The organism is Anaerotardibacter muris (assembly GCF_943192915.1).
Taxonomy (GTDB): Bacteria; Actinomycetota; Coriobacteriia; order Coriobacteriales; family Eggerthellaceae; genus Anaerotardibacter; species Anaerotardibacter muris.
The window spans coordinates 113,942-135,129 of sequence record NZ_CALPCD010000002.1 but is presented as its reverse complement, the minus strand read 5'-3'; the positions used below and the strand labels follow the sequence as shown (position 1 = coordinate 135,129).

The 21,188-nt window shown below is 51.1% G+C and carries 23 protein-coding genes and 1 riboswitch; of the genes, 19 read left to right on the top strand and 4 right to left on the bottom strand.

Going from position 1 to position 21,188, the window contains the following annotated elements; translation table 11 throughout:
* Positions 1–84 precede the first annotated feature (84 nt).
* From NFR25_RS07400 to NFR25_RS02540, 3 genes are all read left to right on the top strand, one after another.
* Positions 85–207 (top strand): hypothetical protein, encoded by a 123-nt coding sequence (locus NFR25_RS07400; RefSeq protein WP_275556930.1) that lies wholly within the window; start codon positions 85–87, stop codon positions 205–207.
* A gap of 188 nt (positions 208–395) precedes the next feature.
* Positions 396–626, top strand: a complete 231-nt coding sequence (locus NFR25_RS02545; RefSeq protein WP_251197685.1) for a hypothetical protein — start codon at positions 396–398, stop codon at positions 624–626.
* A 26-nt stretch (positions 627–652) separates the two neighbouring features.
* Positions 653–1,606 (top strand): hypothetical protein, encoded by a 954-nt coding sequence (locus NFR25_RS02540; RefSeq protein WP_251197684.1) that lies wholly within the window; start codon positions 653–655, stop codon positions 1,604–1,606.
* A gap of 111 nt (positions 1,607–1,717) precedes the next feature.
* Here NFR25_RS02540 and NFR25_RS02535 read toward each other — a convergent pair whose 3' ends face one another.
* Genes NFR25_RS02535 through NFR25_RS02525 form a run of 3 tightly spaced genes read right to left on the bottom strand, consistent with a single transcriptional unit; the run spans position 1,718 to position 4,416 of the window.
* Positions 1,718–2,758: a hypothetical protein gene (locus NFR25_RS02535; RefSeq protein WP_251197683.1), complete on the bottom strand. Its 1,041-nt coding sequence runs from the start codon at positions 2,756–2,758 to the stop codon at positions 1,718–1,720.
* 59 nt (positions 2,759–2,817) lie between these two features.
* Positions 2,818–3,291 carry a hypothetical protein gene (locus NFR25_RS02530; RefSeq protein ID WP_251197682.1) on the bottom strand — a complete coding sequence of 158 codons (474 nt, stop codon included), beginning with the start codon at positions 3,289–3,291 and terminating at the stop codon, positions 2,818–2,820.
* Positions 3,292–3,318: 27 nt separating this feature from the next.
* A complete protein-coding gene (locus tag NFR25_RS02525; protein WP_251197681.1) occupies positions 3,319–4,416 on the bottom strand; it encodes a helix-turn-helix transcriptional regulator in 1,098 nt (365 codons plus the stop codon).
* Positions 4,417–4,581: 165 nt separating this feature from the next.
* Between NFR25_RS02525 and NFR25_RS02520 the strand changes: the two genes are divergently transcribed.
* Together NFR25_RS02520 and NFR25_RS02515 are read left to right on the top strand one after the other, a co-directional pair.
* Complete coding sequence (locus tag NFR25_RS02520; protein ID WP_251197680.1) at positions 4,582–5,520, top strand: hypothetical protein; 939 nt, start codon at positions 4,582–4,584, stop codon at positions 5,518–5,520.
* 92 nt (positions 5,521–5,612) lie between these two features.
* A complete protein-coding gene (locus NFR25_RS02515; RefSeq protein WP_251197679.1) occupies positions 5,613–6,143 on the top strand; it encodes a hypothetical protein in 531 nt (176 codons plus the stop codon).
* Between the two features lie 51 nt (positions 6,144–6,194).
* On the opposite strand, the gene NFR25_RS02510 is transcribed toward NFR25_RS02515, so the two are convergent.
* Positions 6,195–6,722, bottom strand: a complete 528-nt coding sequence (locus tag NFR25_RS02510; protein WP_251197678.1) for a hypothetical protein — start codon at positions 6,720–6,722, stop codon at positions 6,195–6,197.
* Between the two features lie 8 nt (positions 6,723–6,730).
* Positions 6,731–6,819: riboswitch (SAM riboswitch) on the bottom strand.
* A 166-nt stretch (positions 6,820–6,985) separates the two neighbouring features.
* Between NFR25_RS02510 and NFR25_RS02505 the strand changes: the two genes are divergently transcribed.
* From NFR25_RS02505 to NFR25_RS02440, 14 genes are all read left to right on the top strand, one after another.
* The gene (locus NFR25_RS02505; protein ID WP_251197677.1) at positions 6,986–8,314 is read left to right on the top strand and encodes a DNA-binding protein; all 1,329 of its coding nucleotides are present in this window, start codon (positions 6,986–6,988) and stop codon (positions 8,312–8,314) included.
* Between the two features lie 6 nt (positions 8,315–8,320).
* Complete coding sequence (locus tag NFR25_RS02500) at positions 8,321–9,013, top strand: energy-coupling factor transporter transmembrane component T family protein (protein ID WP_251197676.1); 693 nt, start codon at positions 8,321–8,323, stop codon at positions 9,011–9,013.
* 111 nt (positions 9,014–9,124) lie between these two features.
* Positions 9,125–10,417 (top strand): phosphopyruvate hydratase, encoded by a 1,293-nt coding sequence (gene eno / locus NFR25_RS02495; RefSeq protein ID WP_251197675.1) that lies wholly within the window; start codon positions 9,125–9,127, stop codon positions 10,415–10,417.
* 69 nt (positions 10,418–10,486) lie between these two features.
* Positions 10,487–11,110: a hypothetical protein gene (locus NFR25_RS02490; RefSeq protein ID WP_251197674.1), complete on the top strand. Its 624-nt coding sequence runs from the start codon at positions 10,487–10,489 to the stop codon at positions 11,108–11,110.
* Positions 11,111–11,180: 70 nt separating this feature from the next.
* Positions 11,181–12,443, top strand: a complete 1,263-nt coding sequence (alr, locus tag NFR25_RS02485; protein WP_251197804.1) for an alanine racemase — start codon at positions 11,181–11,183, stop codon at positions 12,441–12,443.
* A 13-nt stretch (positions 12,444–12,456) separates the two neighbouring features.
* On the top strand, positions 12,457–13,128 hold the full coding sequence (locus NFR25_RS02480; RefSeq protein WP_251197673.1) for a uracil-DNA glycosylase: 672 nt from the start codon (positions 12,457–12,459) through the stop codon (positions 13,126–13,128).
* A 21-nt stretch (positions 13,129–13,149) separates the two neighbouring features.
* Entirely contained in the window at positions 13,150–13,380 is a 231-nt protein-coding gene (locus NFR25_RS02475; protein ID WP_251197672.1) for a NifU family protein, read from the top strand.
* Positions 13,381–13,453: 73 nt separating this feature from the next.
* Positions 13,454–13,735, top strand: a complete 282-nt coding sequence (locus tag NFR25_RS02470) for a hypothetical protein (RefSeq protein WP_251197671.1) — start codon at positions 13,454–13,456, stop codon at positions 13,733–13,735.
* A gap of 63 nt (positions 13,736–13,798) precedes the next feature.
* Positions 13,799–15,187, top strand: coding sequence for a diguanylate cyclase (locus NFR25_RS02465; protein ID WP_251197670.1), 1,389 nt, complete (start codon positions 13,799–13,801; stop codon positions 15,185–15,187).
* Between the two features lie 235 nt (positions 15,188–15,422).
* A complete protein-coding gene (locus NFR25_RS02460; protein ID WP_251197669.1) occupies positions 15,423–15,650 on the top strand; it encodes a CpXC domain-containing protein in 228 nt (75 codons plus the stop codon).
* 67 nt (positions 15,651–15,717) lie between these two features.
* Positions 15,718–16,575: a prolipoprotein diacylglyceryl transferase gene (gene lgt / locus NFR25_RS02455; RefSeq protein ID WP_251197668.1), complete on the top strand. Its 858-nt coding sequence runs from the start codon at positions 15,718–15,720 to the stop codon at positions 16,573–16,575.
* Positions 16,556–16,933, top strand: coding sequence for a desulfoferrodoxin family protein (locus tag NFR25_RS02450; RefSeq protein ID WP_251197667.1), 378 nt, complete (start codon positions 16,556–16,558; stop codon positions 16,931–16,933). The genes lgt and NFR25_RS02450 overlap by 20 nt, the downstream gene beginning before the upstream one ends.
* Positions 16,934–17,197: 264 nt before the next feature.
* Positions 17,198–18,628 (top strand): NAD(P)/FAD-dependent oxidoreductase, encoded by a 1,431-nt coding sequence (locus NFR25_RS02445; protein WP_251197666.1) that lies wholly within the window; start codon positions 17,198–17,200, stop codon positions 18,626–18,628.
* Positions 18,629–18,639: 11 nt separating this feature from the next.
* Positions 18,640–21,120 (top strand): L-threonylcarbamoyladenylate synthase, encoded by a 2,481-nt coding sequence (locus NFR25_RS02440; protein WP_338024373.1) that lies wholly within the window; start codon positions 18,640–18,642, stop codon positions 21,118–21,120.
* The last annotated feature ends 68 nt before the right edge of the window (positions 21,121–21,188 follow it).

The following is a 21,188-nucleotide window of genomic DNA, read 5'->3' as shown; positions in this document are numbered from 1 at the left end:
TCACCCCGAGGAATCAGAACCCTTCGAGGCTTGAGATGGACCGCGAATACGGGCTCTGATTCTAAAGAAAGGTGGCTGATCGCCATGACGCCGGATGAAGTAAAAGAAGATCTTGACGCTCTGAAAGCAGAAGAACAAGCTGATGCTAAAGAGGAGACCGAAGAGAAGTTCATGGAAGAAGAGATGAAGGAAGCTGGCATCAAGTAACTAGCGATTCTCTTCGTTGAATGTGAAACTTCCCGAGGCGCCCCATGTGGGCGCCTCTTTTGTTCAGTGTATTGATGCTCTATGGCCGAGGATTCTGTTATTGCTTAATGATGCCTAGTCCTATTCATGGTACTTAAGTGGTGAAAGCATTGGCTATAGTACTATTAGGTTTGAGAGAAAGGTGGAAAATGGCGAACAATGATTTTAGCTCCTGGATGGATGAGGGAGTAGCAATCAACAACGCTCACAACTCATGTATCCAGGTGCAATTTAGTGACCTCTATCCAATTTTGCTTGAGAAGCCTGATGTGATGGAGATGACAGATTATTACACTTGGTCCGATGCAAGTGAATTCGTTAGTCGATACTCTAACAATCATTACAACATGGGCTACGGAAACTTCAGCCCTAATCTATAGCGTCAATAGAGTGCAGTTAATTCTGAATGGTGGTAGAGCAATTGACCGAATATCATTTTGACAAAGTGTATGAGCGAGATATGGATTTCTTGTTTATCCAGATGGCATCTTATTACCAAGATTTTCTGGAAATGCTCCTTAAAAAAACAGGCCGAGATTCCACAGGTGTGCGTTTGGTTGCCGCTGAGCATTCTAAGGTTATGGGCAGCTTGGGCGAGTCAGATATTGAGCTAATTGTCGAACAAAATGGGATTCGAATAGGTTTGCTTATCGAGGATAAAGTTGATGCAGGGGCGATGCAGAATCAATGTGCCCGCTATTTTGAAAGAGGCAGTCATTCTGTGGACCAAGGTGAATATTCCGATTTCTGTGTGTTTATTTTTTGCCCAAGGCGCTATCTAGAAGGAAACGAGGAGGCGAAAAAATATCAGTATTCGATTACGTACGAGGAATGCGAATCATTCTTGGAAACGAAGAACGATGCAATGAGCTATTTGTTTCGACAGCAGATTAGCGTCGCGATTGGTAATGCTAAAAAACCTGCAAAGCACGACGAAATTAAGCAAGGCTTTTTGAGGAACTATAAAAAGTTCCAAGAAGACAACTATTCAGTTCTCGACATGGCAACTCAAGAAGGAAAGTTGGGGGATTGGATACAATATCGAACACAGCTGAGGGGTGTCTATATCCTTCACAAACTTCAAGAGGGTCAGGTTTGCCTCATAATTCCCAATTCGGCGAGCGAAATGAAAGAGGTCAAAGAGATCGCCGAACAGCTTAATTATCTCGGATTGCGAAATATCTTTGCAGAGAAAGCAAGCAAGTCCGCAGCTTTGCGTATCAATGTGCCTGTACTCCACAATACTGGCGGGTGGGATATGGTTGTTGAAGCGGAACTGAGAGATTGTTTTGATTCAATAATGACTTTGTATCGATTATCCGATGCTGTATCTAATTTCACTAGATTAATCAATTCTTAGTGTTTTTGTAAGTGCTTGCCTGGGAAGCATATTTGTTTTTGGGTGCTGATACGGATTGGCACCCTTATTTTTTGGAGAGGCATATAATTCAACCTCTCATCCTTGAGATTGTTACCAAGTTCTGAACCTTGGTTCGTCGAGTCCTGAAGCTGCACAACCTACAATAAGAGTAAATCGAAGTTTTTCAGGAATGCGATTACGAGTCCAAGCGCCTATTTCTATTTTCGCGTAGCCGTTAAGCTCTTCCTCATTACAAATAGGTCTGATGACATTGTCTAAGATTGAAGTAATTCGATCAGGAGAATTTTTTATATTCATGCGATCACTTATCTCGAGACTTCTTATTTGAGAGCTCTTATCCGCTTCAAAATAATCAATGACCTTTATATAGTTCCCGCTTGATTTAACCCGGAGTTTGAAAGAGCTCTTGTTATTGCTAGCTTGCTCATAATCAATAACATCAACAATATTCTCGTCATTTTTGGCAGCCAAGATTAACGCTCTGTCAACATGCTCGATAAAGTGGCTTTTGTAGTTTTCTTTTTGGGCCTCTTTTATTTCATCCGGTTCAGAACCCTTTGAGTCAAGAACAACAAGGACTGCGAGATTGAGTTTTATAGCTAGCCGTTTAAGCTTTGAAAAAAAATCTTTACCGGATAAACTGCTGCTCTTATCCGGGTGTTTTCTGTGGTCTAAGACAAGTACTGCAGGAAAGGCGGCAGAGAGTCTACTTATCCCTCTGCCAATCTGGTCTATTTGGCTCATTTCGCTTGTGGTTACGTAAATATAAGAGAAAAGCTTGGCTAGAGCGCGACATAGCTTTTGATCAGTTTCCAACAGCTTAGGTGATATTTGGGATAAAAACTCTCCATAATAAGAACCGAGTAGCAAGTCATCGAATGATTTAGGATCCACTCCTGGCATAATTACGAATACTGGATACCTTTTGATGCCAGCAAATGCTGCAATCTTCAGAGCGAAAGCGGTTCCCACAGGTTCTTCGTCAGAGAAGATAGTAGTTACCTCTTTTGTTTTTAAGCCTTTGAGACCTGCAAAACAATTTGGAATCCTGTTACATTGCGCTGCAGCGTAAGTGGAGATGTGCTTTTTCAGTTCTAGATGGCCTTCATCTAGGTTTATTAATTTTTCCATCAAAGGGTCTCCTTTTAAGATTAGAGTTGCACTCTGAATAACAGTTGAGGTGAATTTGATTAAGAGAATCTATATGCGTGCCGTTGCCAGTGTTTAAATATGGCAAATAGGGGAGCATTGCCTTGAGCTTCGCCCATCCAGGGGTCGAGATGAACTTTCACAGATTTGTTCGGTGGCTTTGTATTTGGCTCGCATGCAACATAAAGCGCCTCGCGGTCTTTTCTCGTTGAAGTGTTCCGTTGAAGCTCGTAGTGATGATATCGATCTAGCGGGTAGGTCTTATTCGAATATTTCCCTTCCCACGAGCTTGAAAGAGGGAGCGGCTCAAAAGTAAAAGCTCCTCCTTTGCTCGAGTTGTAGCGGGAGTTGCTATCCGTGAAATATTTCTTCCTGCCTGCAGCTGCATAATTTTGCGGGCCTATGAATAAGATGGCATCGCCAATAGTTTGCCCATAAGCTCTGTATTGCTGGCGGTTTATAGAACCAAAATAAAGAGAGCCTGAAGAAAGTTCAGTTGGCTGTTTGTGGGGCATGCCATCTTTTATTTCGTGATTTTTAAGCTAGCTCTCAACTTTGTCAGCAGCTACCTCACAAAAATCATCTTCGGTTTCGAATTTAGCTCCTGCCCGGTCTTCTTCGATCAGGTCTTCAACTGCTTGTTTTAAATATCTTGTCAACTCCTTGAACTCCCCAGAGGATAGGAGCATCCGATTCATCTTGCAGGAGCGATGTATCTGTTCGATCTTCTTATTGAATGCCTCTACTGCTTTTTCTGGCGAGATTAGCCTGATTTTTGGATAATGCTGAATGACCCAACTAAAGAAAGAAGCGTCAAGAGGAGCCCGCACATAGGATCGAATGAAACCACCAGCTTTTTCAATAGTTTCGGTCTGAGAACCGAAGCGGTCATGAACTAAAGAAAGATCCTCCATTTTGGATTCAAGAACAACAGGTGTTTTTACCGTTGCCTGACATCGATGCACCAGCTCTTTTTTTGTTGGGCTGCGTTTCTCATGCTCTTCAAGAACATTGATTTGTTCCATATGGTCAAGGCGATAAGTTGAGAACTCGCCTGCTGGGTCGAAATAGGTAACATCGTAAAAGCCTTCACTTAATTCGACCTTAATGGGATAGACACATTTCTTGTTGTCAGTGTCACTTAAGCCCCCCTTTGTTCTATAGCTCGGATTGAACTCGATCGCTCTCTTGTTTTGGAGTGCATTGCATACTTGTTCAAGGTTGGTCAAAACCTGCTCATTATCTTGCTTTACGGAATACCCAGTCTCGCTTTGCCTTCGAAAGAGCCTTCTTTGATTCGCGCTGCAGAAACAGTGAATCTTTGCAAGCAATGTATCAGTGAGCTCTTTTGTTAGCGTAGGCGAGCTCTGAATAAGGTCCGAAATAAACAGTAACTCACGCAAATCGAATGGCCGCGAAGCAATGTACCATTCCTTACCAGACTTCTGCTGAATCGAAAGACCGAACGATTTTAAAGCGCGAATATCGCGATAAATTGCCTTTCGTTCAGCTTCATATCCAACACTGTAAAGCTCTTCAATCACTTGCTTTGTTGTTAAGCCATGGTTAGAGTCGGTTTGTTCAAAGAGGATCTTTGCGAGGTGCAGCAATCTGAGTTTTTGATTTGGTCGGTTCGCCATAATTGCTCCTCTTGTGCTCAAAACGTCGAGAGTCGTTTTAACTATTTCAAATACAGAATAGAGAGACTTTTGACTTCTTGAGTCCCAATAAAGGGACTCATTCTTATTTAGTAAGGATTAGACTCTTTCCGACATTGACCAAACGAACGCAAAGGGTGATTGATCATGGACGATCATGTTATTAATCCTGAAGAGCAAGAAGGCCCGGATCTTCTTGAAGAACGGCGCAGGCTTTTCTTTTCTTTGCTTTGCTCCGATAATCCCGTTATTTGGTTCTGGAAGAAATCAGGCATGGGGTTGGATTGGATAAAGGATATCAGGCCCATTCCTGCCCATATTTATTGTGCTAGTTACGATCTCATGGCAAGTACCTTTGATGCTTATGCTGAGCATGTAGCATCTGGGGGAGATGTCGACACGTTGGATATGCCCTTTATTCTTTATATGATGAAACTCGAGAATAAAGAAGTTGCTTATTACCGTCTAAACAACACTAATCTGGGCAAGGACTTAAAAAAGAAACTTGCACAAAAGATCTCTAAAATGGCGAGACAAGTTGATAATGGAGTGTATTTTTGTCGTAAAGCATGGCTTGAAGGTGACACCGTCGACCTTCAGAATCTTCTAAATTTAGACGACGAGCAAGCATCTGATTTGATCAGGTGGCTGATTGAGGTGTTTAAATGGAAAGACCTTTCTGATGGTGAGGCTCGAGGCATCCCTCGATCGGTTGCAGAAGCAGAAGTCATTGACATAAAACAGCTTGCAAGCTTGCTCAATCATGTTCGTCCTGATCTTTTCTCTGACCATCGTCAGATGACGCAGCTTGCAATCCTTAGAGACAAGGAAGGCAAGTTTGCGATTCGAGGAATTACCAACTTCTTCTTGAGCGGGCCATCGGACCTATGCGACGAATATCAAAAATACCTGTTAGATTGTAGCGATGTTATTCTACTTTTAGCGTCGACCGGCCATAAGGATAGCGCTGTATTGGATTATGTTTTTCAAGCAAAAAGAGATGCTAGACACGAACAAGCGCTTAAGGCCTCGTATAACTTGCGCAGCTCAATTTCCAGAAAGGTAAAAAAGCTGGATCTCGGCTGATGATTTGTATTAGCGTAAAGTAAATAAACCTCTCGGGTATATTTAGGAAACCATAATATTTCTTGGCGGGTCTGTAAGAAGGGAGATATAGGATGAAGCTTGTTTTGACTAAGGAAGCTAGAGTTCCAAGGATGAAAGAAGGCGCCGAACGCCCTTATTACGAGTTAATCGCGGAAGTTAAGGAGGAGGCCGATACACCAGAAGCTATTGAGCAGCTCCTAGACAAGTGGATAGAAGAAGGACAGCAGATACATTCTGGAGAGAAGGAGCCAGGCGAAATTTCGACATTTCGCTTTGTCTGCCATATTAGAGACTATTCGCCACCTATCCGCGCATATTTAGGAGAAGAACCGTTTAAAAGTTTTTTAGATGTGAAAAGCTTTATAAGGTTTGTTCAATTGAACAAAGATGAGCTTATTGAGATCGAAAAGATCGCTAAAGACCTTCGAAATGCTATACATGTTTCCTTTAACCAAATGATCAAGCAAGAAAACATGGACAAGCTTCGCTGGTTAAAGAAGACCGCACTGAGCGATATACCAGTCTTTGTAGATAAAATTCTTGAGGATGCAGCATATGAAAAGGAAAACTTGGAACGAAGAGCTCTTAGACGGTATCTATAAAACTACTGGTTTAGAAAATGTGTCCGGGAGAATCCCCGGACACATTTTGTTTTACATTCTTTTTATGCGGCTGAATGCTCTGTCCAGATCCTTGTGCAAGCTAGCTTCTTCTTTTGTTAGGGAGTTGACTCGGTCAGAGAACTTCGAATGTTTGATCATCTTTGCAGCTTTGATTTGGGCATCATAGATCTCTCTTTCGAGTTCGGTTAGGGGTTCAATTTCAGACAGCTCAATTAGAGCTGCAATACTATCCTTGAAATGAGTCCCGCTGATATCAAAGCAGTCGTAAGCGTAATCTTCATCGAATGTCGCGAAGTGCTCTCCGTTCAAATAGACATCCCATCTACGCATAACCTCGCGATCGTCTTGCTCAAGATGCAACACATAGTCCTTACCTCGTTCTCTAAGCTCGGATTCTAAGTCCTTGAGAGATTCTTCAACTTGATATTTAAGACTAGAAGTTACGTTTGTTGAAGTTGAGTTGACGTGAACTACGGGTGTATAGAAGTTCTTTACACGCCTAAAAGAGAGAAGCATATGGGGTTTATGGTTGTTGTTTTGTTTTGCAGAGATAGTCATAACTGTTCCTTTCATCGATCTCAGCATTACCACCTTGCCTATTGGTAGGTTGGCACTGGGTCAAAGAGCTAAGTCTCTCGCCAGTTCTTGATAAAAGTTCTTGTGCAAGAACATGCTTAGAATAAATCAAGATTTTTCGGTTTGTCAATTTTGTTCTTCGCTTTTGTTGGTTCATAGATAAAATACTTATAAACCTATAAGTATTTTTGAAAATATAAGTTTGATATAATACTTATAGATTTAGAAGTATTAAGGATCTAGCTATGTTTGATATGACCGCTGCAGAGGCTGCTGAGCAATTAGGTATTTCTAGGGCTCGCGTATTGCAACTTATCAAGAATGGCTCGCTCAATGCCGAGAAGATTGGCAATTCGTGGCTGGTCGATAGCCGCAGTGTGCAAAGCCGTGCGAGCGCGAAACCTCAGGCTGGCAGACCTGCGCAGCATGGCGCCTCTGATAGTCCGCGCTTCATGCTGATGAACCGCGATCACGAAGTACTGTCTTTTCGTTTCGACTCCGCAACAGGCCAATTCTTCGATGCTGATGAGATCTTCGATGCCTCGCGCGCCCCGCTTTCCGTCATGTCGCCGCGCGGCACTTCCGCGTCCAAAGAGGCGCTCACTCATTGGTGGGGACACCGCACCATTCCGCGCACGCGTACAGGCATCGAAAAGAAACTTACCGAGCTGGGAATCGCTGAAACCTATGATCTGCCTTTCCGCAGTATGGGGCTTTCGCTGTCAGATCAGTATTGGATCCGTCCCTATGAGAGTAAGATAGCGTGGAAGGACGTTAACTTCTTCAGTAATCCCTTCACTGAGGCGGAGACTGAGGAATGGCTTGCTGATGTGGGCCTGGATTCGCCTGACAACACCTCGGATGGAATGCTCTCGAAACGCTGGATTTCGCGCGACAATGAGTTCCTCTTGCTAAAAGGCGGCACATCATACGACCAGGAGCCCTTCAATGAAGCTATCGCGAGCAACCTGGGTTCGCGCATTTTGCAACCGACCGATTATGTTCCCTATGCAGTAGAAACCTGGAATAACTCGTGGGTAAGTTCATGCCCTTGCTTCGTTTCTCCTGATGAAGAATTCATTCCTGCGGTCTATGTGAATGAAGTGCTTTCACGCGAACCTCATCGAAACGAGCATCGCCACTATCTCGAATGTTGCGCTGCTCTTGGTGTTGAGGGTGCGGAAGCCGCAGTTTCCAAGATGATCGTGATCGATGCAATCATGGCAAACACTGATCGCCATTGGCGCAATTTCGGATTGATACGCAATGTCGAGACGCTAGAGTATCGACCGGCACCCATCTTCGATACAGGAACGAGCCTGTGGTGCAACCTGTCCATGCAAGAGCTGCAATTCGTCACAGCTGATTTTCTCTCGAAACCATTCAACGAGGATGTGAGCAGTCAGCTGCGTCTGGTTTACGATACTTCCTGGCTCGATATTGGCGCGCTTGAAGGTTTTCCTGAATGGGCCTGTGAACTCCTTGATGAAGATCCGTCGATGCAAGGCCGCGTGGACTTCATTTTCGAAGGCTTGCAGAAGAATATCGATCGCGTGAAGCGTGTGCTAGGATAGCGCAACATGAACAGCTTCATGGCGTACATACCTACAGGGAGCGTGGTGCACGCGGTCGATGCGCGGGTGAAGTTGCTCGTACTGATACTGTTCTCGATCGTGGCTCTGTGCGTGCCCTCGTGGATCGGGGTGGGGGCGTGCGCGGCGATCTTGTTTGCTGTTATGCTGGCCTCTCGCGTTCCACTGCGCACGTATGCGCGCACATTGTTGCCAGCGGCGGCCATCTTGGTGTTCATCTGGATATGCAACTCCATTCCGTTCGAGGCCGAGCGCAGCATGCATGCACTCGGCTATGTAGTGCGCATCTCGCTCGTTATCGTGGCCAGCTTCGTCATAACGTTCACCACTACATCCACTCAGCTGACCGATGCTCTTGCATCCATCTTGCAACCCTTGCGCGCTTTGCGCGTCCCTGTTGACGATGTGGCCTTCACGCTCAGCCTGGCCTTGCGTTTCATCCCGCTGGTGTTCGAGCAGCTTAGCCGCATCAAATTGGCACAAGTTTCGCGTGGCGCGCAATTCGATACGGGCTCGCTCTGGCGCCGCTTGAAGACCTGGATGGTGGTGCTCATTCCGCTGTTCGTGGGTTTCTTCCGCCAGGCGAATACGGTGGCGGAAGCTATGGATGCACGCTGCTACGGCGCAGCTCGACGCACGAGCCTGAATGACCCTGGTCGAACCCCAAAACACAAAATATAGTATCTGCTGCCGCAATAGGGCACAATTTGCGCTGCCCGATGCGCCTGGCATGGTATCATTATTCCTTGCCTGAACCTCAGGCTCATGCAAACAAATCAAGGAGGAAATTCCATGGGCATCATCATCGATGTGTACGGTCGCGAAGTTCTTGACTCGCGCGGCAATCCGACAGTAGAAGTTGAAGTGACGCTCGACGACGGCTCGATGGGTCGCGCAGCAGTTCCGTCTGGTGCTTCTACCGGCGCATTCGAAGCAGTTGAGCTGCGCGATGGTGACAAGGAACGTTATTTGGGCAAGGGAACGCTGAAGGCTGTTTCCCACGTGAACGAAGAGATCGCAGATGCGCTCATCGGTTTCGAGGCTGAAGATCAGCGCGCGATCGATGCGGAGATGATCGAGCTTGACGGCACCGAGAACAAGGGCAACTTCGGCGCGAATGCCATCCTGGGTGTTTCTCTGGCTGTGGCAAAGGCTGCGGCTGAATCGGCTGAGCTTCCTCTCTACAAATACGTGGGTGGCGTGAACGCGAACCTGCTTCCCACTCCCATGATGAACATCCTGAACGGCGGCGCTCATGCCGACAACAACGTTGACTTCCAGGAATTCATGATCATGCCTGTTGGCGCTCCCACCTTTGCAGAGGCTTTGCGTTGGTGCGCCGAGATCTATCACACCCTGAAGAAGGTCCTGCATGATGCTGGCCTGGGCGGCGGCATCGGCGATGAAGGCGGTTTCGCACCGAACTTCAAGACCAATGAAGAACCGCTCGAATACATCGTGAAGGCATGCGAACAGGCTGGCTACAAGCCTGGCTCCGACATCATGTTCGCCATGGACCCGGCTTCCACTGAATTCTATAACGCCGATACCTGCAAGTATGTGCTCGCAGGTGAAGGCCGCGAACTGACCAGCGACGAAATGGTCGATTACTGGGAAGCGCTCGTTGCGAAATACCCCATCATCTCTATCGAAGACGGCATGGCTGAAGAAGACTGGGACGGTTGGCAGAAGCTTACCGAGCGCATCGGCGACAAGGTGCAGCTGGTGGGCGATGACCTGTTCGTTACCAACTCCAAGCGCCTGGCCAAGGGTATCGAGCTGGGTTGTGCGAACGCCATCCTGGTGAAGGTGAACCAGATCGGTTCGCTCACGGAAACCATGGAGGCTATCCAGATGGCCAAGCAGGCTGGCTATGCGTGCGTCATGTCCCATCGTTCGGGCGAGACCGAAGACACCACCATCGCCGACCTGGCAGTTGCCACCAACGCTGGCCAGATCAAGACGGGCGCACCGGCGCGTTCAGACCGCGTGGCCAAGTATAATCAGCTCATCCGCATCGAGGAAGAACTGGGCGATGCTGGCGAATATGCTGGCATGAAGGCGTTCTACAACATCAAGCGCTAGAGCGCGACTAAAGGTACTGAAAGGGGCTTCGCTGGGTCGGAGCCCCTTTGAACATTGGAGGGGATTTTCATGAAAGAGACCGCACGTACAACGCATCGCATCATCGCATTCTTGGTGGCGCTCGCGCTCGTTCTTGGCGCGGCAGTGGCGCTTTCGGGCTGTCAGTCGAAAGAGCAGCAAGCCGAAGATGCTGTTAAGTCGATGCTGGAAGACTACAAGAGTGGCACGCTCGATCTGCTGAATAGCTCTGAATCGAACGAGATCACCAATATGGGCGTCGATGAACAAGAGCTGGCTTCTGCGATGATCGAGGACTTCTCGTATGAGATCAAGGGCGCAAAGGAAAACTCTGAAACAGGTACGATCGATGTCGAGGTATCCATCCATTCTAAGCAGCTCGTCTCTGCGATCAAGAATGCGAATTCTGAAATGCCCCAGTACTTGTTCAGCGCATTATCCAGGGGTGCGTCGGAAGACGAGATGCGGGAGCATCTTGCGAGCATGATCATCGATCAGCTGAAGAACGAAGAGGCGGTCAACACCACTGTTACGGTTCCTACTCAAGAGGAATCGGGTGACGTGCTCGCTACTGAAGAAGGCAAGAAAGCACTTCGCGATGCGATCCTCGGCGATGTGGATGCGCTCCAGCAGACGCTTTCCGCAGGCGCCTCTGAGCTTTCGAACGCAGCATAGTTGGCCCCATTGGTCTTACTGACAAGTAACGCACTATAAGCAGTAATAGAGGAGTTCGCTGGTGGACAACATGATCAATGGTTTTACAGCTGGATCGTATAAAGACCGCAATACGAACTTCCAGTATTCGCGTGAACGTGAGCGCGGCAGCGAAGTGCAGCCTTTTACTGACCTTGAACTGCAAGCGGTGCCTGAAAAGGATCGCCGCTGGTCGTGGGTAGAGATCGACCGCGGAGCTATCCAGCACAACGTGATGGTCACACGCAAGTTGCTGGGTGAGCGTTGTCGTTTGATGGCGGTGGTGAAGGCTGATGCTTATGGCCATGGCGCCGTTGAGGTGGCGAAGATAGCGATCTCGGCTGGTGCATCGTTTCTAGGCGTTGCCACGATCGACGAAGGCATTCAGCTGCGCGATGCGGGCTTGCGCGAGCCTATTCTGTTGCTGGCCGAACCGCCCGTAGAGAGCGTTCCGCTGCTCCTTCACTATCACATCATCCCTTCGGTCTACACGCCCGATTTTGCCATCAACTATGCGGAGATCGCTGACGCGCACAATATGAAGGCGCCGTACCATCTGGCCATCAATACGGGCATGAACCGTATCGGTGTGCGCTTCGACCAGGTGATCGAATTCCTTTCGCAAGTGAGCTTCCATCGAGCGCTCGACCTTCAGGGATGTTTCACGCATTTCGCCACAGCTGATGCTCCTGAAACGCTCGACTTCCAGATCCAGATCAACCGCTTCGTCGAGAGCATGCGTGCTCTCGAAGCGGCGGGCATCAATCCAGGCATCGTGCACTGCGACAATTCAGCGGCCATCTATCGCTTCCCGAAGACTCACTTCGATATGGCTCGTCTGGGTATCTCGCTCTACGGATATCAGCCGGCCAACGACACGCATCGTATCGTGCAATTGCGTCCGGCCATGAGCGTCTTTGCGCGCATCACCAACGTTATCCAGGTGCCTATGAGCGAAGGCGTGAGTTACGGCATGAACTATCGTAGCCCAGGCAGTGTGAAGATCTGCACGGTACCCGTTGGGTATGCCGATGGCCTCATTCGCTTGCTTTCAGGCCAGATCAAGTTCGCGTATCAAGACCGTGCGGTGAACCAAGTGGGCAACATCTGCATGGATCAGTGCATGTTCGAAGTGGATATTCGTTCGCGCGCTAATCAGCGCACGCTTGATCCGCAGATCGGCGACCTGGTGCAGATCGCAGGTCCGAATGCCATGGTGGACACCTCTATCGACACCATGGCGAAGAAGGCGGCGACCATCCAGCATGAAGTGACCATCGGGTTCTCGCATCGTATGCCGCGCTATTACGTTTAAGGGCTTGGTAGCTGTGAAGAGCGAAAAAGATATCGTCACCAAGCATATGCAGCATGCGGGGCCCCGTCCAGAACGAACGGCTCCAGCGAATCCCATCGCGCCTGCAGAAACGCTTGAAGAGCTGCGCGAACAGGTGGAAGGTTGCACTCGCTGTGATCTATGCGAGACCCGCACGAACATCGTCTTCGGCGATGGCGACCCACACGCTCGCATCCTGGTCATCGGCGAAGCGCCTGGTAAGAACGAGGACGCTCAAGGTGTTCCTTTCGTAGGTGCGGCAGGTAAGTTCTTGAATGAGCTGCTCGAAGACGCGGGCCTTGCGCGCGAAGATATCTTCATCGCGAACGTGTTGAAGTGTCGCCCGCCCGAAAATCGCAATCCTCAAGCGGCTGAGATCGAGGCTTGCGCTCCTTATCTGCGCGCACAGACCAAGATCATCGATCCGGATGTCATCGTCACTCTGGGCAATTTCGCCACGCAATTCATCTTGCGTACCAATACGGGCATCACGAAGTTGCGCGGCACGGTGCAGGAAGTGGGGCGCTTCTTGGTGCTGCCCACCTTCCATCCTGCTGCTGCCATCTACGATCGTTCTAAGCGTGATGTGTTGATAGCTGATTTTCAACAAGTGGGCGCAATCGTGCGTGATAGAATGGCTGCAAGACAAGAAGATACAGCCCACTAGGGCAAGAATGAGGAGATTCCCATGGTAGAAAAGACTGACGTAGCAGCAGTGCTCGAACTTATTCGTCCTTCGCTCCAGGCAGACGGCGGCGACGTAGCCCTGGTCGATGTGAGCGAAGATGGCGTGGTCACCGTTGAGCTGCAGGGCGCATGCAAGGGCTGCCCTATGTCGCAGATGACGTTGGCAAATGGTGTCGAGCGCATCTTGAAGGAGCGCATCCCTGGCATCACCAAGGTGGTTCCTGCTCAGTAGACCGTGCACTATTCGCGCCGCTTCCTCTTCGGGGCGGCGCGCTGGTCTTCGTCGAATGTTGAAAGGTTCTTAGATGGCAAAATGTTGGGAAACGCGTGGCTGCGATGAGGAAATGCTCTCGCGCTGTCCGCATAACATTCCAGGTGAACGCTGTCCAGCAGATTGCCATTTTGCTGCTTGCCACCGTCCGACCCACCACGTGAGCATGGATCCTGCTCTTGTCTTTCGTGTTGATCTGGACCGCGAGCATTGCATGAAGGATATTTGCCAGTTCTGCGAATTCTTCCTTACGAACGGACCCGTGATCGAAGAGCTGGCAGAAGCTGAAAAGGAATTCGAAGCGCGTAAGAGTTAGGCGCGCATAGTCGAGCGAGCATGTTTCTGAAACGTAGTTGAATCGAAGAAGAGGATCACGACCATGACGCAAGAAGCAAACCAAGACGCAACTCAAGACACAGCCCAAGACGAAAAATATTATTCGGTGCTCATCGCCACTGAGATCCCGTTCCAGGAAAGTGAGATGGCTCAGCGTCTTTCTGGGACCTGTAACGTTACCATCGCGAAGGATCGCTCGAGGATCATCGAAGATATCAAGGTTCGTGCCATCCCATTTTCTGCTTATCTCATCGACACCCGTGGCGTGGATGAGGATGCCATCAAGTGCGTCACGTCCATTCGCGACCTGGACACCACGGGTGACACGCCCATCATCTTGATCGTCGACGATATTTCTGACGAGCTCATCAATGAAGGCTTCAACGCTGGCGCTACCGATGTGATCATTCGCCCTTATTCGGTCTATGCACACCGCCGTGTGCTCAATTACATCAAGCTGCACGAAACGGCACTCGACTTCAAGCGTTCGAACATCGAACTCGCAAATGCGCGGGAAGAGATCGAAGAGATGCTAGCACGCACGCCAGGCGGCTTGTTCCGCTACCGCGCATCCGATGTGCTCGGAGAAGACCAATTCGACTACATCGGTCCTGGTCTGGTACAGATGGCTGGGTGTCGCAACGAAGAAGATTTCCGCGTCCATACGGGCAATACGTTTCGTGGCTTCATCCATCCCGATGACCGCGAGCGCGTGATCAAAGAGATCGCTGAGCAGTCGGCGCAAACTGGTTCCAATAAGGTCACTTACCGCATCATCGCTAAGAATGGCGAGGTCCGCTGGCTTGAGGATTGGGGTAACCTGATCGTCGATTCTAACGGCGATGCGTGGTATTACGTGGTAGTGCTCGACATCACCGAGAAGATGGTCTCGCGCGAGACGCTGAAACAGATGGCCGAACACGATGGCCTTACGGGTGTTTTCAATCGCGAAACGGCTATGCAGCGCGTCATCGACAAGCGCGCCCATGGCTCAGGCAAGTGCTCGGTGTTGCTCATCGACATCGACGATTTCAAGAGCATCAACGATTCGTACGGGCATCCTTTCGGCGATGAAGTGCTGAAGCATCTGGCGCACCATCTGGATGATGCGTTGCGCGAAAGCGACATCGTGGCGCGCATCGGCGGCGATGAATTCGCAGCCTTCGTAGTTGGGCTGAGCGATGGTGAGCGCCTGCGTTACTTGGTGAACCGCATCAATGAACTGGCCTTTGCCGATTTCGATTCACGCGACTACATCGATGCCGACGTTCATCCTACGGTGTCCATCGGCGTTGCATGTGCCGAAGATCTGACCACCACGGTCAGCGAGCTGTATGCACAATCCGATGAAGCGCTCTATCGCACGAAGTCTCAGGGCAAGAACGGCTTCTCGTTCTATGGCGATAGCCGCCCCGATGTTCCTGAGCTGTAATCATCAGGATGTGAGCGCGCAGGGGTTTTGTGCGAAAAGTTGCGGTTAGGCAGCAAAACGCGCGTGGCGGCATTACCGGCGATGTTTTGGGCCATAATATGATCATCGAATCAAAAAGGGTGACGGTTTCAGGCCAACTAGCTTGTCTCAAATGGAGCAGGCAGGTTCAAATGAAGCAGTGAAGTTGCCCAGGGAGCAAGGACAGGGAACAAGGAAGAGGGAAGGAGGCCCTGTCATGGAAGAGACGGTCGTGAAATGTCCGAACTGCGGCGCTAAAGCGCTCGATCTGCGCACGTATTCGTCCATGATGGTGCTGAGCAATACCCAGGCCTTGTTCGCGGCCCATTGCGATCATTGCGGACAGACCGTTTCTGCGGTTGAGACCATCCCGGGCGTGCTCTATCCCGATGTTTTCCAGGCTGCTTCTGAAGTGAACGCAGGTATGGGTCGCACGGTCGAATAGCCTGCTACCTGCACCGTGTTGCTTTTCGCTCCTCCTTCATCGATGCATTCCTCGCTATAATGGTCGTATGCTCAACGACCTCTATCAAACACTCGATCCCATAGCTTTCTCCATCGGGCCCTTTACGGCGCGCTGGTATGGCATTGCCTATGCGCTGGGCTTCATCCTGGCGGCCGTGGTCATCTATTTCGTGGGCAAACGCTGGAAGATGCGTTTCGACATGAACGCGCTGTGCACGGTGATCATCTGTGCCATGGTGGGCGTGATCGTGGGCGGACGCTTAGGGTATGTGCTCATCTACAACAATGCATTCTATGCGGCGCATCCCTTAGAAGTGCTCAACTTCGCCAATGGTGGTATGAGCTTCCATGGTGGGCTTGTGGGCGCGCTGCTTGCGGGCATCGTTGCGGCCAAGCTGGTGAAGATGCCGTATCTATCGCTTGTGGATGTGGCTATCATCGGTGTGCCGATCGGATTGTTCTTCGGACGTTGCGCGAACTTCGTCAACGGCGAACTGTGGGGCGCACCTACCGACCTGCCCTGGGGCGTGGTCTTTGGTGGTTCGGCGGGGTTGGAGCCACGCCATCCCAGTCAGCTCTATGAGGCGCTGCTCGAAGGATTGGTGCTGTTCATCGTGCTCTATGCGATGTCGTTCAAAAAGCCACCATTTCCTCGTGGCACCTATATTGGGGTGTTCTTGTTGGGTTATGGTTTGTTCCGTTTCGCGGTGGAATTCATCCGTCAACCCGACGCTCAGATCGGCTACCTGTTTGGAGATTGGTTTACAATGGGGCAACTTCTTTCGATTCCCCTTATACTTCTGGGCGTTTTTCTGCTTATATATGCTTGTGTAACGAAAAAGCCGCAAGTCGGCCCGAACTCGTTAAGGAAAGAGGAGGAAACTCATGAAACTTCAGTTCTTTAAGTGCGAACACTGCGGTAATGTAGCAGTCAAATTGTTCGACGAAGGTCCCGCGTTGTTCTGCTGTGGCCAGCAGATGACCGAGCTTGTCCCTGACAGCGTTGATGCTTCTGCAGAAAAGCATGTTCCCGTTGTTGAAGTGACCGATGATATCAAGGTCAAGATCGGTGCAGAAGAGCACCCCATGATCGACACCCACTGGATCACCATGATCGTGCTCGAAACGAACCGCGGCTTCCAGTATGTAGAGCTTCAGCCTGGTGACAAGCCAGAAGCAGAGTTCACCCTCGCTCCTGGCGAGAATCCTGTTGCGGTCTATGACTACTGCAACATCCATGGCCTCTGGGTCCATCAGATGTAATCTTTTGCACAAGCCGGCACAAGCTGGCACAAGCCAGCACAAGCGTTGTGTCGAACCTGCCCTTGGGTATTCCGAGGGCAGGTTCTTTTTTTGGGACGGAGGCAAAAGTGTGCGTTTAGGACAAAACGTGTCCCAGATGGTCTTGCCTTCGTCCTATGAGCAAAAGATATCTGAGCAGAAAGCGTCTGGGCAAAAGGTTGCTACTCCTATCTGTCTGCGTGAAACGTCCTGCTGCAGGGCAGTACTGCTGGTATCATTGAAGGCATGGTAAGACGCAAAGACAAGAAGGCCGCGAAGACGCAGGCCAGCACCACGGAATTCCCGCGCGAGGAAAGCCGCTTCACCGTTGTTATCGTGGGCGGCGGCGCTTCTGGGATCGCTGCGGCATGCGCGATCGGCAAGATCGCGAAGATGAACTTCGTGGATGTGCGCGTGGTCATCCTTGAACGAGGTAGGCGCATCGGCGCATCCATCTTGCGCAGTGGTAACGGCCGCTGCAATTTCTCTCATGAAGGCATCACGCCTGAGGCTTATAATCGCCCCGTCTTCGTCGAGCAGGTATTCGAAGCGCTCGATACCGCCTTCACGCTTTCGCCCCTGGCTGAATCGCTCGGCCAACTTCCTGGAGGATCGAGCGAAGATGCTGTTCTGCAATGGTTCCAGAGCTTGGGTCTGGTATGGACCGAAAGCGCACAGAACGAAGGCGCGCTCTATCCTTTTTCCAACAAGGCAACATCGGTGCTCGAGGTGCTTGCTGCCGAACTCGATCGCTGCGGCGTGGAGCGTTATTGTGGCATCGAAGTGTTCAATATCGCTAAGATCAGCGATCGCTACTCGCTCGACTTAGGCGATGCGCTTGCAGAAGGAGAACTGGCGCAGTCTCCTCAAGCCTTCCACGCAGACATGGTGGTCTATGCGGTCGGTGGGGCGCTGCGTGCCGATGTGCAGCCAACGGGCGTGCTCGGCGCACTTGATTGGATCCCGTCCGTTCCCGTGCTCGGCCCTCTGCAGACCGATACTGCGCTGCTGAAGGACCTTGATGGCATGCGCGCGAAGGTGCGCTTGCGCTGCACTGAGCGAGGCTTTTCCGAAGAAGGCGAGCTACTGTTTCGTCCCTATGGTGTTTCAGGTATCGTGGTGTTCGACGCTTCGCGCTTCGTGGAGCCTGGCGACACCATCGTTGTCGATCTGGCGCCTGACTATTCTCTTGACCAGCTTGAAGAATTCCTATTCGAACGCTCGCGCGTGCTGATGCGGCGCAACGGATACCCTCATACGTATCGTGAGCTTCTGCGCGGGTTCTTCCTGCCTGAATTGGCAGAATCGCTGGTCGCTTCAGGCTTGGCTGAACTCCCCAGTGCAACCGATGGACTTGATTCTGAAGTGAGTGGAGCGGGCATCACGTTGCTCTCTACCAGCATCAAAGCGTTTTCGCTCAAAGTGACCGATCGCGGTAGCGTGGATCAGTCGCAGCTGAGCCGCGGCGGCATCTCAGTGGAAGACGTGGTGCCTACTACCATGGAAGCTTACGTGAATCCAGGCTTCTACGTGACCGGTGAAGTGATCGATGTTGATGGCCCGTGTGGTGGCTATAACTTGCATTGGGCGTGGGCAACTGGTTTGCTCGCGGGCATTTCGCTCATGCAGGAGCATTCATTCCGCAGCCGCATTTCGCGCGACTATTCGGATCTGTAAGAGGGTGCGCGATGATCGATGTCTCAGGGTTGAAGCTCACCCTTGATGCGGGCCTAGAATCGAATCGTGAACAGGCGATCCATCAGATCGCGCATCAGCTGGGATTACCTGCTTCGACGATCATTTCGACTCAGTTGCTCAAGCGCAGCGTTGATGCGCGCAAGAAGTCGAACATCCACTTCATCACTACCTACCGTCTCGAGCTTGCACCTAACGAAGAAGCGAAGTTGCTCGAGCGTGCAGCGGCGAAGGATCGCAGGCTGAAGGGGCTGCAGATCAATCCCGCCAAACCTTATGAACCGCTCGATATCCCACCTATGGCTGCGCCAGAGATCCCTCCTGTTGTGGTGGGGCTTGGGCCTGCAGGTTTGTTCGCAGCTTGGTATTTGGCGAAGTGTGGCTTGCGTCCCCTGGTCATCGAACAAGGCGCTCCTGTTGAGCAGCGCACTGAGGATGTGGCACGGTTCTTCGAGACCGGCAAGCTGGACCCCTGGTCGAACATCCAATTCGGCGAAGGTGGTGCGGGTACGTTCTCGGATGGCAAATTGACCACCAACTTGAAGAATCGCTACACCCCTCACGTGCTGCATTGGTTCGTAGAGGCAGGTGCGCCTGAGAGCATCTTGTGGCAGGCGCATCCGCATTTGGGAAGCGATAATCTTGCGCACATCGTGGCGAATATTCGCTCAGAGATCATCTCGCTTGGCGGCACGGTGCGCTTTCATACGCAGCTTGTCGGTCTTGATCTTGCTGAAGGTGCGCTCAAGTCCATCACTATCAAGGATGTACGTTCGGGCCAGATCGAAGAGCTGCCTTGCTGCACGCTCATCTTGGCGTGCGGGCATTCGGCACGCGCAACCTTCGAGTTGGCACGTGATGCGGGGCTTGCCATGGAGCAGAAGCCGTTTTCCATGGGCGTGCGCATTGAGCATCCTCAAGCGCTCATCAATGCAGCGCAGTGGGGAAGCGCCAGTGCACATCCTGCGCTCGAAGCGGCTGAATACAAGCTGGCCATTCACCTTCCCAATGGCCGAAGCGTCTATAGTTTCTGCATGTGCCCAGGTGGGGAAGTGGTTGCTGCTGCCAGTGAAGAAGGCGGCATCGTTACCAACGGCATGAGCAATCATGCACGCGATGGCAAGAATGCGAACGCGGCGCTCTTGGTGAACGTGGATCCTGCCGATCTGAAGAGCGATGATGTGCTTGCGGGTGTCGCGCTTCAGCGTGAAGTCGAACAACGCGCTTTCGAGGTTTCGCGACAAGCTGGTGGCGCTCCGTATCAGGCGCCGATCCAGCGCGTGGGAGCATTCTTGGGTGGTTCTGGGCGGTCATCCGTACCGAGCGCATCAAGCGATCAAGCCTCATGCGAACCTACTTATGAACGCGGCGTGGTCGAAGCGCCGCTTGATGAAGTGCTCCCGCCTTTCATAACGAACGCTTTGCGCGAAGCGCTTCCGCTCATGGGCAAGAAGATCGCTGGTTTCGACGACCCAGCCGCGATCCTTACTGCTCCCGAGACACGCTCATCTTCACCTGTTCGCATCTGCCGAGACGACACCCTCCAAGCCCTGGGGACGGGTTCATTTTTGTCCGGGACAAAAAAGGGACAGGTTCAGGGACAGATTCAAAATGAGGTCGCGGATGGCGATGATGTTCTCGAGCTGCAAACAGGAGTCTATCCTTGTGGGGAAGGCCCCGGGTTCGCAGGTGGCATCATGTCGGCTGCGGTCGATGGACTCAAAGTGGCTCAAGCGGTTGCCGCGCGCTATCAGGAGCAAGAAGCTGGTCATGATGGCCATGATATGGCTATTCATGGGCGTGCTCGCAGCATCGATCTTGGCCGAAATAAGAGCAGCAAGAGCCACGACGACAATAACGGCAGCAACGACGATATCGACGACAACGACAACGACAACGACAACAGCAACGACGCCCGATCCTTCGAAAGCGTAGTAGACGCACTCCGCAGAGGAGAGCCTGCACTGTTCCCAACCGACACCGTCTATGGCCTAGGCGTTGCTGTTGAGGCTGCCGAATCACCAGTGGAGCTCTACAACCTGAAACAGCGATCCGATGGCAAGCCCATCGCATGGCTTGTGGGAAGCCCGCAGGACCTTGAGCTCTACGGCAAGAACATTCCTGCTTGGGCGAAAGACCTAGCAGTTCATCACTGGCCAGGTGCCCTTACGCTCATCGTCGAGGCCTCCGATGAAGTGCCTGCTGCTTATCGCGCTTCCAACGGAACCATCGCGCTGCGCATGCCCGATCATGATCAGACCCTCCAGCTCATCAAAGCGGTCGGGCCCTTGGCTGCCACGTCCGCCAACCTTTCCGGCCAGCCCACCCCCGCTTCCTTAGACGAAGTTCCCGCAGCCCTCAAAAGCACCCTCCCGGCCATTCTGGGCCAAACCCGATCAGGCATCGCCTCGACCGTAGTCGATTGCACTGGTCCTACTCCCAATGTCATCCGTCAAGGCTCCATCGAACTGTAACCCGTAGACAATTTGGGGGCGTAGCCCTTTTTGTCCACAAACCCCGTGTAGACAAAAAGGGCTACGCC